Source organism: Rhizobium mulingense (assembly GCF_029194105.1).
Taxonomy (GTDB): Bacteria; Pseudomonadota; Alphaproteobacteria; order Rhizobiales; family Rhizobiaceae; genus Rhizobium; species Rhizobium mulingense.
In genome coordinates, this window is record NZ_JARFVE010000003.1 from 18,375 (window position 1) to 33,175 (window position 14,801).

Annotated in this window: 8 protein-coding genes; all 8 read left to right on the forward strand. The window is 60.3% G+C overall.

Translation table 11 applies throughout. The annotated features are described in order from the left end of the window. Window positions 1-101 precede the first annotated feature (101 nt). The 8 genes from PYR71_RS05065 (at window position 102) to PYR71_RS05100 (ending at window position 14,773) form a co-directional block, all read left to right on the forward strand. Complete coding sequence (locus PYR71_RS05065; protein ID WP_275618476.1) at window positions 102-719, forward strand: multiubiquitin domain-containing protein; 618 nt, start codon at window positions 102-104, stop codon at window positions 717-719. After that, the gene (locus PYR71_RS05070) at window positions 694-1,866 is read left to right on the forward strand and encodes a ThiF family adenylyltransferase (protein ID WP_275618477.1); all 1,173 of its coding nucleotides are present in this window, start codon (window positions 694-696) and stop codon (window positions 1,864-1,866) included. Before PYR71_RS05065 ends, PYR71_RS05070 begins: the two co-directional genes overlap by 26 nt. Beyond that, window positions 1,866-2,309 carry a ubiquitination-like system serine protease family protein gene (locus PYR71_RS05075; protein ID WP_430523409.1) on the forward strand — a complete coding sequence of 148 codons (444 nt, stop codon included), beginning with the start codon at window positions 1,866-1,868 and terminating at the stop codon, window positions 2,307-2,309. The genes PYR71_RS05070 and PYR71_RS05075 overlap by 1 nt, the downstream gene beginning before the upstream one ends. 169 nt (window positions 2,310-2,478) lie before the next feature. After that, the gene (locus PYR71_RS05080; RefSeq protein WP_275618479.1) at window positions 2,479-5,133 is read left to right on the forward strand and encodes a PD-(D/E)XK nuclease family protein; all 2,655 of its coding nucleotides are present in this window, start codon (window positions 2,479-2,481) and stop codon (window positions 5,131-5,133) included. Further along, complete coding sequence (locus PYR71_RS05085; RefSeq protein ID WP_275619045.1) at window positions 5,133-8,525, forward strand: UvrD-helicase domain-containing protein; 3,393 nt, start codon at window positions 5,133-5,135, stop codon at window positions 8,523-8,525. Before PYR71_RS05080 ends, PYR71_RS05085 begins: the two co-directional genes overlap by 1 nt. 116 nt (window positions 8,526-8,641) lie before the next feature. Further along, window positions 8,642-9,808: a DUF6361 family protein gene (locus PYR71_RS05090; RefSeq protein WP_275618480.1), complete on the forward strand. Its 1,167-nt coding sequence runs from the start codon at window positions 8,642-8,644 to the stop codon at window positions 9,806-9,808. Further along, window positions 9,798-11,654 (forward strand): phospholipase D family protein, encoded by a 1,857-nt coding sequence (locus PYR71_RS05095; RefSeq protein WP_275618481.1) that lies wholly within the window; start codon window positions 9,798-9,800, stop codon window positions 11,652-11,654. The genes PYR71_RS05090 and PYR71_RS05095 overlap by 11 nt, the downstream gene beginning before the upstream one ends. Next, entirely contained in the window at window positions 11,651-14,773 is a 3,123-nt protein-coding gene (locus PYR71_RS05100; protein WP_275618482.1) for a DEAD/DEAH box helicase, read from the forward strand. The genes PYR71_RS05095 and PYR71_RS05100 overlap by 4 nt, the downstream gene beginning before the upstream one ends. Window positions 14,774-14,801 lie beyond the last annotated feature (28 nt).

Sequence of the window (14,801 nt, forward strand, 5' to 3'; positions counted from 1 at the left end):
ACGACGTCGGCGACGCTCTGCGCGAAGGCAGAGCGCTTCGTCGGGCGAGCGGCTATCGCTTCCTCCTCGCTGACGGCGATCTCAATTTTCAGCGCCGTCAGGTGAGCGATCCCGTGCCGGTCGGCCGTCAGTTGCTCGAAGCCGCCGGACTCGATCCTCGGCAGGGTTACAGCCTTTTTGCGATTTTGTCTTCGGGCGATTTCGAGGATGTGCGCTTGAACGAGCCCTTCGATCTGCGGGAGCGCGGCGCTGAGCGGTTCATCGCTTTTCAATCGGACCGCGATTTCAAACTGACCCTCAATGACGACGAATTGCGCTGGGGCAAGCCCGTCATCAGCGGAGCGGTCCTCTATGGCCTCGCCAAGCGGGACGACGGCGAGGCGATCTTCCTCGAGATCCCGGGTGGAGAAGACCGTTTGATTGAAGGGAGTGAGCTCATCGATCTGACCGGCGCCGGGATTGAGCGTTTTATCACTGCGCCGATGACCTTTGAAATCATCATCAATTCGAGGCCGCGCACGGTGAATGCTCGGACGGTCACGTTCGAACAGATCGTTCAGCTCGCCTTTCCGGGCCAGCACGACCCGAATGTCGTCTTCTCGATGACCTACCGGCACGCGGCGTCAGCGCCGCATGCCGGAGAACTCGGGGCCGGCGGCTCTGTCGATGTCAAGAAGAAGGGCACGGTGTTTAATGTCACGCGCACTGTTCAATCGTAATCCGGACCTCAAGCGGTTGCTGGACGAAGGCTACTTCGTCCAGCAACGGGGTGGCTACCTCGTTATGCGCGAGATTCCTTATGTTGATGAGCGTCAACAACTGCGCATCGGCACCTTGATCTCGAGTCTTACGCTTGCCGGGGATCAGACGCGCACGCCTGACACGCATGTAGTCCACTGGGACGGTGATTTCCCGTGCCATGCCAATGGCGTTCGAATCCAGGGGATTTCGCACAGCAACGGCGCCTTCGACCTTGGTCACGGCCTGAAGGCGACGCACAGTTTCTCGAGCAAGCCGGAAGGTGGATATACCGACTACCACCATAAGATGACGAGCTACGCGAACATCATTGCGGGCCCGGCGGCAGTGCTGAAGCCCGGCGTGACAGCTCATACTTTTCGTGAGCCCGAGCAGGAGGAAGAGAGCGTGTTCAACTACGTCGAAACGGCGTCCGACCGCGTGGGTATCGGCGTGCTGACGGAGCGGCTCGTCAACGAGAAGATTGCCATCATCGGGCTCGGCGGAACCGGCGGCTACGTTCTCGATCTCGTCGCCAAGACGCCGGTTCGGGAAATCCGCCTGTTCGACAGCGACGAGTTCCTCACCCATAACGCGTTCCGCGCACCGGGTGCTCCGAGCCTCGAGGAACTGCGGGAAGCACCCAAGAAGGTTGAATACTTGAAGCGCATCTACAGCCGCATGCACCGCAACGTCGTGGCCCACGACACCGCTCTCGGCGCCGACAATCTCCACCTTCTCGACGGCGTTACCTTCGCATTCCTCTCCCTGGACGCGGGGGAGTCGAAGCGGTTGATCGTGGAGAAGCTCGAATCGATCGGCGCCGCATTCATCGATGTCGGCATGGGTCTTGAGCTCGACGATGGATCTCTCGGCGGCATCCTGCGGGTCACCGCCAGCACGCCGGAGAAGCGAGACCATGCGCAGCAACGCATCTCTTTTGTTGGCGGCGGCGCCAAGGACATCTACGCGTCCAACATCCAGGTCGCGGATCTTAACGCCCTGAATGCCGTTCTCGCGGTGGTGAAGTGGAAGAAGATCCGCGGGTTCTATCGCGACCTCGAGCGCGAGCATCACTGCACCTACACCACCGACGGCAACATGCTGATCAACGGAGACCTCGCGTGATGCGGCACCACCTGCTCGAACATCGTTTCGTAAAACACATCCCTGAGCGCCTCCAGCCAGGCGTACTTTATGTTTCGATGGAATATGCGACATCGGCCCATAGTTGCTGCTGCGGCTGCGGAGAAGAGATCATCACGCCTTTCACACCGACGGACTGGAAGATGACGTTCGACGGCGAGACAGTCTCGCTTCGCCCGTCGATCGGCAACTGGACGCTGAAGTGCCGGTCGCACTATGTGATCGACCGGGGCAAGGTGATCGTAGCCGGTCCCTGGAGTGAGGAGCAGGTCGAGGCCGAGCGTCGTCGCGATCGCGCGGTTAAGGCCTGTTATTATGGCCAGCCGCCAAAGGTCGCGCCTGCCGTTCAGCCCACGCCAGCGAAAGTACAGCAGAGTCTCTGGCAGCGCCTCTGGGCGTGGATCTCGGGACGCACCGCAAAATAAACTTGTGAGTTACACTTCCGCGCGAGCATATCGCGCGGAAGTGTACTTCGAAACATCACCGATACCTCATAGAAAGATGCAGCTCACTCTGCACTCCGAGAGAATCATGCGTCTTCACTTAGGTCGTGCAAGGCGCCTCCGCGAGGATCAGCCCAGAAAGGAAAGCAGTATGACCAACTCAAGTCGGTCAACACTCGTCATTCATGGTCGCCTCGCTATGCGGGAAGCCCGCCTTGCTGCGGCCCGCGGCAGTTGTCACGGTCTCCAGATCATGTCCTTTGAGCAAGCTGCGGTGCGGCTTGCCGGGGGATTTGCACGGCCGATCGACGAAGAGAGCCTACGCGCGGCGATCCAAGCGGTCCTCCCCAATACGCCCATGGGCGAGCTGGAAAGCATCAAGACGCTGCCCGGCATGACGGGGGCAGCAGCGGACACACTGCACAAGGCTTGGCGCGCCGGCATCGATCTGCCTGCTCGGGCGGGTGAGCATCCGCGACTCGCAGCAATCGCCCGGCTGGAGACCGCTGTCCTGGATCAACTTCCTGCCGGAATGATGCGCCCGGTCGACATCGTCAACGCAGCTCTTAGCCGCATCGCCCATGCACCCGCGATCTTCGGTAAAATCGAGATCGTCGGATTGACAGAGCTTTCTCCGTGTTGGCGTCCGCTGATCAAGCAGCTGGCCGAACGCCTTCCGGTTCAGTGGACGGCCGGTCCACGCTCAGCCCCGGCCTGGCTGGCCGATAGCGGCGTCACTGTTGTGCAGAGCAAGGCGGAAGCGCCTTCGGTTCGGTCTATCAGCGGTGCGACCGCGTATCACGAAGCCATAGAGGCCATGCGCTGGGCTCGCACCTTGCTCGCGTCGGGCATCTCACCGTCTGAAATCGCAATCGCGACGGCTTCGCCAGCGGATTATGACGACCATTTCCTAGCGCTGCGCGCCGACGCCAACATCGATCTGCATTTCGTCCATGGTATCCGGGCGGTCGCTACACGCGAGGGACAGGCGGCTGCGGCCCTTGCCGACATCGTTGTGCGCGGGCTCTCACAATCACGTCTGCGCCGCCTTGCCGCGCTGTGCCGAGAATCAGCGCCATTGGAGACGCTTCCCGACGGCTGGCTACGCGTTCTGCCGAGCGATGCACCCTTGTCGACATCTGCCGCCTGGAACCGGCTGCTCTCGCGCCTCAAGCCAGAAGACTGGCCCGATGGCAAAGATCACGCACCAACGCTGCGCAAAGCGATTGAGCTATTGGCAAAGGGACCCGACGCCGCTCAGGAGATAGGCAATGCCTTCCTTAAAGGTCGGTCGTTGGCCATCTGGCGCAAAGCGCTGCTGGCGGGGCCTGCCGCATCTGTCGATGTCACGCTCGAGGCGTTGAAGCAGGATGACGGGCTCGAGGCTTGCGTGTCGGTTGCCTGGATGCCAGCAAGTGCTCTCGCGGCCTCACCCCGGCGCTTCGTTCGGCTGATCGGTCTCAACTCTTCTCGTTGGCCGCGCGGGATTGCCGAGGACCGGCTGATCCCGGACCACATCATCCCGACCGCCGAACTCGACCCGCTTCCAGTCAGCCTCGCAGATCGCAGGGACTTCGAAACAATTATCGCGACTACGTCCGGCGAAGTCGTCCTCTCTCGCGCCCGTCGCGACAGCGACGGTCGTCTCCTCGGGCGCAGTCCATTGTTCGCTGCTCATGGCGACGAAACGTACCTGCGTCGCAACGCCATCCCCGAGCACGCCTTTAGCGAAACCGATCGATTGATGGCACGACCGCAGGAATTCGCCGCCAACACCCAAGCGATCACTGCCCGCGGTTGCTGGCGCGACTGGCGCGCGCCGGACATCACGTCCCATGACGGCCTCGTGCGGCCCGATCATCCGCTCATTCTCGCTGTCCTTGCGCGGACCCAGTCGGCCAGTTCGCTGAAGGCGCTGCTGCGCAGCCCGCTTGGTTTCCTTTGGCACTACGCCTTCGGCTGGCGCGCACCGCAGAGCAGCGCCGAGCCTCTCGTGCTTGACGCGCTCGCAGCGGGCGATCTGATCCATCTGGTGTTGGATTGCGCTTTGCGAACCCTCGAAGCGGCTGGCGGTCTGGCCTCCGCAGATGCGTCTGCGATTGAGAAAGCTGTCGCCGCGGCTGTGGATGCGGTCGCAATCGACTGGGAAAGTGAACGCCCGATCCCTCCTAAAGTTATCTGGGGCCGAACACTCGGTGACGTACGCCTTCTGTCGGCGCAGGCCCTCGCTTATGGCGATGAGCATCTGCCGGCAAGCCGCTCCTATAGCGAAGTTCCCTTCGGCGGATCCGAGCCCAAGTCGACGGCGGAGCTTCCCTGGGATGCAAGCTTGCCCGTCGTGATCCCGAGCACGGGCTTTGAGATTGCGGGCTATATCGATCGGCTCGACATTGCCGGCGACGGAAGCCGGGCGCTCGTTCGCGATTACAAGACTGGCAAGCCTCCCAAAGGTGAAATCCGACTGAATGGCGGACGCGAGCTCCAACGCTGCCTCTACGCCTTCGCCGTGAAGGCATTATTGGGCGACCAGGTCGCGATCAGTGCGTCGTTGCTTTATCCGCGCGAACCGCTCGAAGTTCGGCTGGATGACCCGGAAGCCATGCTGGCTGAAATGACGCAGTATCTGCAGGCTGCCCGGAACGCGTTTGCAAGTGGCGCCGCACTACCCGGACCGGATACGGGCGGTGACTACGACGACCTCGCATTCGCCCTGCCGGCCAATGCCAACGCAACATACTGCAAACGCAAGCAACCCGCCGCGACAGAGCGGCTTGGCGAAGTCGCTCTGGTGTGGGAGGCCGAATGATGACCATCATGCAAAGAACCCTCAATGATGACAGTGCCCGGCGCGATGCCATTAGCGGTCACGAGCGTTCCATCCTGGTTGAGGCAGGTGCGGGTTCGGGCAAGACAGCGGTTATGGCCGGGCGCATCGCTGTCATGTTGGCACAGGGTGTTGCACCTCGCGCGATTGCGGCGGTCACCTTCACGGAACTCGCGGCAAGCGAGCTCCTTTCCCGGGTTCGGGAGTTCGTCAGCGATCTTGCGGCGGGCAATATCGTACCAGAACTTCGGGTGGGGCTGCCAAACGGTCTGTCGCAGATGCAGCGTGACAATCTCATCGCAGCGAGCGCCGCGATCGACGAGATCACATGTTCGACAATCCATGGGTTCTGCCAGCGTTTGATCAAACCCTATCCGGCAGAGGCAGACATCGATCCGGGCGCCACGGTCATGGACCGGAACCAGGCCGACCTCACTTTTCTCGAAATAGTGGACGGCTGGCTTCGGGAGAGCCTGTCCGGCGACCAAGATGGCATCCTCGCCGAAATGGTTCTGCACAGCCCTGGCGAGACCGTCGCCCTGATGCACAGGGTTGCCGAAGCACTCCGCCGGCGCAGGAGCCTCATCGCTCCGGCGGTGACACCGCTTGCCATGCATTTGGAAGCGTTTCGGCAGGCGGCTGATAATTTCTCCACCTTCATGCAGGCCGCCAGCGCCCGCGAGGCGGAGACGGAGGTCTATACGGCACGCTTTTCCGAAATGGCTGCGCGCTTGCCCGCTGCGTCGAACGCGGAAACGCCTGCCGGATTGGTCGGGCTGCTGGTCTCGCGTCCACATCCCGACCTGTGCACCAAGGCTGGTGACTTCTCCTCCTATCGTAAGAAGGGCAAATGGGCGGCGGCGGCAAAACAGGCCGGGCTTTCCAAAGCCGACGCCGACCGGTTGAATGATGCCGCAGAAGGCTTCTTTGACGCCTGCTGCGCTACGTGGACCGCCCTCCTTCAGGCTGCGTCGGGCCAGGTGCTCGCGGCGCTGATCGATGAAGCACGGCCGATGTTGGAGCGGTATCGCGAGCACAAGCGCGCCAGCGCCCAGCTCGATTTCGACGACCTGATCTACGCCGCACGTGATCTGCTGCGCGATCATGAGGCGGTGCGACAGGCGCTCGGGCAAAGGTACGCGAAGGTCCTCGTCGATGAGTTCCAGGATACCGATCCGCTTCAGGCGGAAATCTTCTGGCGGCTGTGCGGTGACCCCGTGGAGGATCCGCGAGATTGGGTCAGCTTCCGGATCCGGCCCGGCGCGCTCTTCCTCGTTGGAGATCCCAAACAGGCGATCTACCGTTTCCGCGGCGCGGATGTCGGCGCCTACGTCCGGGCGCGGACAGCCTTTTCAGGTCAGGATGCGGACGGCCTTGTGTCGATCTCGACCAATTTCCGATCCTGCGCCTCGATCCTCACATTCGTCAATGAGCGCTTCGAGGCGATCCTGTCAGCGGACGGACAGCCCGGCTTCACCGCACTCGATCCCTTCCATGACGATCGCGGCGGCGTCTGCGTCGCCGCGATCGACATCGCCGTCGCCGACGAGAACGGCAAAGCCAGCGCCGAACAGCAACGCGATGCCGAAGCCGATGCGGTGGCTGAGCTGTGTGCCCGGTTGATCGGTAGCCATCCCGTCCTGGATCGCAAAGCCGGCGCGGAACGCGCCTGCCAGCCGGGCGACATCGCTCTTCTCGCACCGACCGGCGCAGATTTGTGGCGTTATGAGGAAGCCCTTGAACGGCATGGCATACCGGTGGCAACGCAAGCCGGCAAAGGTCTGTTTCGCCGGCAGGAGGTTCAGGATCTCCTCGCACTGACCCGGGTGCTGGCCGATCGCCGTGACACTCTGGCACTGGGGGCGCTGCTGCGCGGCCCACTGGTCGGACTCAGCGAAGAACAATTGCTGGACGTCGTCTGGGCGCTCCCCCGATCCGAGGAGGAACCTCAGCGAATCCCCCGCCTCGACCTCAGTGTCGACCCGGCGGCAATCAGTCATCCGCTGGCGCGCGATGTCATTGAAAAGCTGCAGGCGCTTCAACGACGCGGCAACAGCACTACGCCGCACGAGCTGCTTTCGCAGGCCGTGGATGTCCTGCGCTTGCGTCCCATTCTACTCGACCGCCATCGGGGTCAGGCCGAGCGGGCACTCTCCAATGTCGACCTCTATCTCAGCCTCTCTAACAGCTATGCGGTGCGCGGCCTCCGCGCCTTCTCCGAGGCGATGACAGCGGCCTGGACCGACGAGGCCCGGGCGGTTGAGGGCCGACCCGACGCGCAGGAGGAAGCCGTCGCGCTCTTCACCATGCATGCCGCTAAAGGTCTCGAATGGCCGGTCGTAATCCCCATCAACACCATGACCGGCGTGATGGCACCTGACAGCGCGGTGATTGATCGGCAGAACGACACTTTCTACTGCCCTGTTCTCGGTGTCCCGCCCTCTGGCTATGACACGGCGCGGCAAGCCGAGAAGGCCGAGTTGGACCGCGAACGTGTCCGTCTCTGGTATGTCGCTGCGACTCGAGCCCGTGAGCTGCTGATTTTGCCGCGCCTCGACGTAACGCCTTCGAAGTCTGCCTGGATCGGTCTTGTCGATCTGTCACTCACAGGACTTGCCGCGCTGGACGCATCGCATTTATCGCCTGATCCGGTCGTGGTGGCCGGCGGCCACGGCAACAGTCAGACCCGGGAGACTTTCGCCGCTGAGGCCGGCGCAATCGCCGATCGGCAGATGCGATTGAAATGGCTTGCTCCGAGCCGTGACGAGAATTCGGCTGGAGCGCTCTTGCAGGAGGAGGAAGCCGATATCTGGACCGGCTCGGATGATGATGCGCCGCCGGAGCTCGTCGCTTCGTCCACCGTGCAGGGTGGCCGCGAGCGCGGGCTCGTCCTTCACAAGCTTATGGAAGAAGTAGTGACCGGCGAAACGGGCGACTCGCCCGCGGCACTCTCTGCGCGAGCCGAGGAACTCGTCCGTGCGCTTGGCAAGGTTCCGGTCCCCGACCCGACCGCCGGGCTTTCCCCCGAGGAGTTGGCTGGTTGCATCGAACGGACCTTAGGGTTGCCCGAAATCGCAGCCCTACGGCCAGCACTGTCTGCGGAGTTTCCCGTTTATGCGCTTCGCGAGGAAGACGCTGAACTTGTCGCAACGGCGGGCATCGCCGATGCGCTGACTGTTGGTCCTGGGGGCCGGCCAGCGGTGGTCATCGATTGGAAAAGCGATGTAACTCCCGATCCCAGAACACTCGATCATTATCGGGCGCAGGTCCGTGCGTATCTCGAAATGACGGGAGCAGAACAGGGGCTGATCGTCCTGATGACGAGCGCGACGGTGATCGCGGTCACGCCAAATGTCCCCTCCCCTCCATCCTAACCGCGGGGGCCTTCCATAGCCTGCCGACCTTTCATCAGGCCAGTTCTAAAAACCGTTACCACTGCCGCGGCAGGAACGAGCCATCTGTTCCCCTCAGTGCTTCAGACAGAATTTACATGTCCTATCTTGCCTGGATTGATTTCGACCCCGAGGAACGGCGACGGGCTCAGACCCTCATCGATCTCTTCAAACAACCTGAAGCCCGCGATGAACTAGGTCTGGGAACAGTGCGAGATGGCCTTGCCGATCTGCTTTTTCCGGGCACCAGTACGATCCAGACGCGGCTCCGCTATATGCTTTTTATTCCATGGATCTACCGCGAAGCGCAAAGTCGAAAGGCGACGCAAGCGGAGCGGACGAATGTTGCGCGGGACCTGGAATTCCGGTTGAGCGAAGCTCTGCTTCGGGGCGACGAGACGATCGGCGTGATCGGCCGTGACGCAGGCCGAAACCTCAAGCGGCTTGCCTCAAGCGTCTACTGGGCAGGTCTCAACACCCTCGGCATACGCACACTGGCGGGCTCCCAAGCTACCTTCCTGTCCTATGGTCCGGAAAGCCTCAAGGACCACGATCTGAAATTGTGGGCATCAAGCCTGCCCAAAGCGCCCGGAGATTTGTTTGATGAGGCAACATTTGCGCTGACGGTGGAAGAAGCGGATTTCCTGCGAGATCGCATCGCCGGCAATGCAAAGCCAACGCTTCTGAACGAGCTTGCGCGCACGGGTGAGTCTTACACTCAGGATTGGCCATGGCAGGTGAGCGAAGGCAGCATCTCGAAATCAAATCGTGCGATATTGCGACACGCAGAAAGGTTCTCCGGCGTGATGTATGGCGCCAGTCTGTTCTACAATCTTTTACTGGCGCTGCGCGCCGTTGCACGGCCAAATGCCAAAAAACATGCAGATGCTCCAGCCCTCGTGGAGCACTATCGGTCGCGCCTTGAAGACTGGGTGGCGGAGCTCGATCATCTGAATTTGGACGAGTGGGATCTTGACGATCTTTTCAGTCTCATTGGCAAAACCAGCCACAGTCTAACGAAGTCGTCCCGTGACTTTATCCGCAGCTGGGCATCTATCGCGCGGGACGGCGCAGGTCGGTTGGAGGCAGACAGTACCGCGATCGAGCTTCTAAAGCACCGGGAACATGGCCTGAAGCGGTTGAAGGCGCGTCTGCTGCACGATGCGCCACTTGAGAGATGGTCAGGCGCCTCTGGCGACGCCCGTCTCGATTTCAGATGGGGTATTTCGAGAAGCTATCTTGGGGAGCTCGCCGATGCCGGCTGAACCCGTCTTCAACCCTGAGAATCGCGAACTCTACACATCTCTTATGCGTGCGCCCGATCACTATCGGTTCGATAACGCCGTAGCGACCACCTACTCGCTTGACTTCGAAACAGCACTTACCATTCCAATCGCCATCGTTTTCCGAGACGCCGAGAACCGTGAAGAAATGTTGCGGAGCCCGCTGGCCCTGCTGCAAAGCGTCGAGCGAATGGCCGGCAGGATGGCCATATACTGTGACCGGGGCCGCATCAAGGAAGCGCGCCCGAATGCAGCGCGGCTGATGGCGCTTTACGAGAAGACGATAATCGAGGTTTCGGCTCCAGAGGGCGGTGCATTCCATCCGAAGCTATGGTGCATCCGTTTCCAGCCGGAGCAAGAGGGACAGCCCACGCGAATGCGGCTCGCCATTCTCTCACGCAACCTGACCAATGATCGATGCTGGGACCTGGCTCTTTGCCTGGATGGGAAGGTCGGCGACGATATCAACGATGCGAACGAGCCTGTCGTGCAGCTTGTTCGTGCACTTCCAGGTTTGTCGAATTCGGCCAATCGCCCGCCGGCGCCAAAATTTCTTCCTTCGCTCGTGCGGGATCTCGAGCGGTGTATCTGGGACGATCTCCCTGCTGGCGCGAGCAAAGTCAGCTTCGCAGTGAATGGTTTGAAACCCGGCGCCTGGTCTCCGCAAAAGGGTGAACGCCTCGCCGTTCTCTCACCTTTCGTCAGCAGTGCCGCGCTTGCGCACCTGGCCAAAGGCTACGACGAGCCGTCAACCTGTCAACTCGTGGCACGAGCCGAGGAACTGGATTGTATCAAGCCTGACATTCGCGAGCTTTTTAGTATACGGACCCTCGATGACCGAGCGACACGTTATGAGGAAGAAGATCGGGACGACATAGGTTCTGCCGATCTTGAGGGCCTTCATGCCAAGGCCTACGTGGTGGAGCGTGGGTCGCGTCTGCACATTCACGTTGGCTCCGCCAATGCAACGAGCGCAGCACTGGTCCCTGGCCGCAATGGTCGTACGCAAAACATCGAAATCTTGGCAACCCTTGATGGCCCCAAAAGCCGCATGGGTTCTATTGCCGATACACTGTTTTCGGATGAGTTTCAGCGACTTCTCGCACCCTATGTGCCGTCTGACCCGCCCGAGCAGGATGCTGCTGCAGCTGCTGAAAAGCTCCTCGAAAATTTGCGCACCAAGATCGCAGCACTGCCTCTGGATCTCCACTGCACACAACTTCCTGACAGCATCGGGCTCGAATTGGCGGTATCCGGCAACGCGTCGCCGATCCAGACACCCGCGGGAGTGAGATGTTTCGTTCGCCCCATTACGGTAGCGAATGAACAGGGATATGACGCCGCGTCTTTGCTCTCCGGCATGGCGCCGAGAATGGCTGTAAGCACCGTCCCTTTGAGCGACGTCACACGTTGGCTTGGAATGCGACTCCTCGATGAGGGCACAGGCGTCGAGATTGCGTTCACGTTGGGCGCCAGGCTCATCGGCCTGCCTGAGGGCCGGGATGCTGCCGTCCTGCGAGCGCATATTGCCAATGTTGAGAACTTCTTTCGCTATCTGAGCTTGCTTCTCGGAAGTTTGGGTGAAGGCAGCTTCCTCGAAAGCGAAACTGCGGGTGAGGGCCAATGGCTTCGACGGCTCGGTCAAGGTGGAAACGCCTTGCTGGAGCCGATGGTGCGGGCCCTTACACTCGATGGCGGTGAACTCGCCGAGATCGATCAGCTCATCAAGCGCCTTGACGATGGTGGCAAGAGCATTGTCCCCGAGGATTTTCTTCAGTTGTGGGCCAGCTTCGCGCCGATTGTAGCCAGCAAGAGAACCCGAAAATGACCTATCAAGCGGAAGAGCATTTGAAGCTCCTCAAACCTTTTCAGCGGGCCACAGTCAATTATGTGTTTCGGCGTCTGTTTACTGATGCGCTGCCCACGGGGCAGTTTCTCGTCGCCGATGAGGTGGGCCTCGGAAAGACCATGGTGGCCCGAGGTGTCATTGCCAAAGCAATCGAAGAGTTGACCGGCAACGTCGATCGTATCGACGTCGTCTACATATGCTCTAATCAGGCGATTGCCGAGCAGAACATCAAGTCGCTCAACGTCATTGGCTCGGCGACAAAACCTCTCAATACCCGCCTCACGTTGCTGCCGCTCGAAATTGAGCAAGAGGGCGGAATTGCGTCACAGCCCGTGAATCTTATCAGCCTCACCCCAGGAACAGCACTCGATCTGAAGTCATCATTGGGTACCGCAAAAGAACGGGTCCTCATTTACGAGATGCTGAGAAAGAGGCTCGGTATCCGGCACAGCGGCGTACAGCGTGTCTTCCGCGGAGGCGTCGTCAAAGAAAACTGGCCTGGCTGGACCAATTGGATACGCTATCAGAAAACCTCCGAGCAGATTTCGAAGAATTTCAACGCAGCCGTCGGAGACGAATTCATAGAACGGATTCGCGCAGCCGCAGAGCTGGCGAGGAGCAAGAAAAATCCAAACTATCCACCCGATCAGCGGCCGGCTGCCATGATTGGGGAATTGCGCCGTATCCTGGCACGAATCTGTGTCGATGCCCTGACCCCCGATTTGATCATCCTCGATGAATTTCAGCGATTCGCGGATTTGTTGCACGAGCACGATGAGCAGTTAGCTCCCGAAAAAGCAGCGGCGGCGGAGCTGGCGCGTGCGCTCTTTTCCTACTCTGGCGGCGACGGCTCGAAAGCTCGACTGCTGCTACTGTCGGCAACGCCATACCGTATGCTGACCTTAAATAGCGACGATCCCGAAGACGGCGATCACTACAGCGATTTCCTGCGCACCATGCGCTTTCTCTTTGGCGCAGAAGGTGGTGATGCGCGGATTAAAGAGCTGGAAACGGAGCTTATGAACTTCCGCCGCGCGTTACAGGCAATGCCAGAGACAAGTGTTCAAGCCCGCGTCAGGCGTGATCGCGTTCAACGCATTCTGGGGGAGGTCATTGCCCGCACCGAGCGCGTCGATTCCAGCGATGACCGCAATGCGCTGGTCAAGGAGAGCAAGCCTGAGCTGAGGATCGAGACGGATGATCTTAAGGAGGCGAAGGTGATTGCCCAGGTAGCAGCGCTCGTCGGTGCGCCGGGTATAGTTGAGTATTGGAAGTCGGCGCCGTACCTCCTCAATTTCATGCGTGACTACAAGCTCCGGCAGAAGTTACAAATGGTGAAGCTCCGGCCAACGAATGAACTCCGCCACGCAATCAAAGCTGCCACTCCGTTCCTCATCAGCAAGGAGCAGGTCGAGAGCTACGAGGAGATACCGCTACGCAACGCCCGAATGCGCGTTACGGCGGACACGGCCTTTCAGCATGGGCTTGATCGCGCATTGTGGGTACCTCCATCTCGGCCATCATATGGCGCGCAGGTCCCGGCAACGAAGTCGCTCATATTTTCTGATTGGTCGATGGTGCCTGACGCGATCGCCGCCCTTCTTTCGCATGAAGCAAGTCGCCGCATGGGTATGACGACCGACCTGGTCAGCCGCACCAGCCGTCCGATCGGCATCGAGGAGATGATGCCAATTCTCTGCCCCTCCCCTACCCTGGCGGCGTGGGTTGACCCGCTGGCCTTGGAGCGCCGGTTTGGACATGCGTCAAGCTATGATGACCTGCACCTCCAGGTCGTCGAAGTGCTCACCGAGCGAATCGGTAAAAAGCGACTATTACGCCTGGCCGAGAGATCCAATCGCCTCCTGCCGCTCACACTCGAGGAAGAATTAGGGACCGGCGTTGACTGGGGAAGGGTCGGTGCGATCGAGTATGAAGGCCATGATGAACACGGGGCGATGGCGCGCGCCATCGAGGTAATTGGAAACGCACTCGAGGCCGAAGATCATCTTGACGACGGAGACGTCAACGAAACCTGCGACAAGCTCGCAGAGTTTGCCCTTGGGTCCCCAGCGACCTGCGCACTTCGCGCGTTGGGCCGCCTTTGCCCGGAGCTACCTCTGAACGACCCTGTCCTCGTCGGGGCAGCGATGGCGATCGCTCTCGGATTTCGGAGCTTGTACAATCAACCAGAGAGCAGGGCGTTGTTAGGAGAAACATCGCCCCTGAATTACTGGAGCCAGGTCAATGCGCATGCAGCGAGATACGACTTGGCAGCTGTCTTGGATGAATACCTCCAACTCGTGATCGACGCTGAGCACGCCATCGAATTGGACGCCGGACAACGCGCAGCTCTCATCGCCAAAAAGGTTGTCGCAGTAGTCGCATTGAGGCCAGCCCAGATAACGCTGGATCACTGGACAGCGGGACGCTCTCGCTTGCACGATAAGACCTTTGAAGTGCGGGCGCGCTTTGCGATGCGGTTTGCGACAAAAGCCGAGGATGAAAAAGGTGTTCGCCGTACGACGCTCGTGCAGGCTGCGTTCAAGTCGCCTTTCCGTCCGTTTGTTCTAGCGTCAACCTCGATCGGCCAGGAGGGTTTGGATTTCCACCCTTATTGTGCCCGCATCGTCCATTGGAATCTGCCCCGTAATCCAGTCGATATTGAGCAGCGCGAAGGCAGGGTTCACCGCTTCAAGAATCACGCGGTCCGCCGCAATATCGCTGCCAAGCTTGCTGAATTTGCGACCTGCGGCGATGCGCGTCTCGCACCATGGGAAAGCATGTTCGAAGCCGCTCGGCAGCATGAAATCGCGCAAGGTCGCCCTGGGGATATCGTGCCCTACTGGCTCTACCCCGGCGACACACAAATTGAGCGGGTTGTTCTCATACCCCCGTTTAGCAGAGAGGTTGATCGCTACGAGAATCTGAAGAAATCTCTCGCGACCTACCGACTTGCCTTCGGACAGCCCCGTCAAGATGAACTAATCAACCTTTTTTCCGCCTTCGGATCAGAGGTGATCGCGGAGTTGGGCAATCTGCAAATATCGCTCAAACCGCGGCTCGCTACTCGTAGCCCACCTTCAATAGATTCTATATGACCCGTCGATCGCCGCCGAAACCATAGTT

What these genes read in the sequence shown, in the direction of transcription:
- PYR71_RS05070 (WP_275618477.1), top strand. Translation starts at nt 694, where the DNA reads ATGTCACGCGCACTGTTCAATCGTAATCCGGACCTCAAGCGGTTGCTG.
- PYR71_RS05075 (WP_430523409.1), top strand. Translation starts at nt 1,866, where the DNA reads ATGCGGCACCACCTGCTCGAACATCGTTTCGTAAAACACATCCCTGAG.
- PYR71_RS05080 (WP_275618479.1), top strand. Translation starts at nt 2,479, where the DNA reads ATGACCAACTCAAGTCGGTCAACACTCGTCATTCATGGTCGCCTCGCT.
- PYR71_RS05085 (WP_275619045.1), top strand. Translation starts at nt 5,133, where the DNA reads ATGACCATCATGCAAAGAACCCTCAATGATGACAGTGCCCGGCGCGAT.
- PYR71_RS05090 (WP_275618480.1), top strand. Translation starts at nt 8,642, where the DNA reads ATGTCCTATCTTGCCTGGATTGATTTCGACCCCGAGGAACGGCGACGG.
- PYR71_RS05095 (WP_275618481.1), top strand. Translation starts at nt 9,798, where the DNA reads ATGCCGGCTGAACCCGTCTTCAACCCTGAGAATCGCGAACTCTACACA.
- PYR71_RS05100 (WP_275618482.1), top strand. Translation starts at nt 11,651, where the DNA reads ATGACCTATCAAGCGGAAGAGCATTTGAAGCTCCTCAAACCTTTTCAG.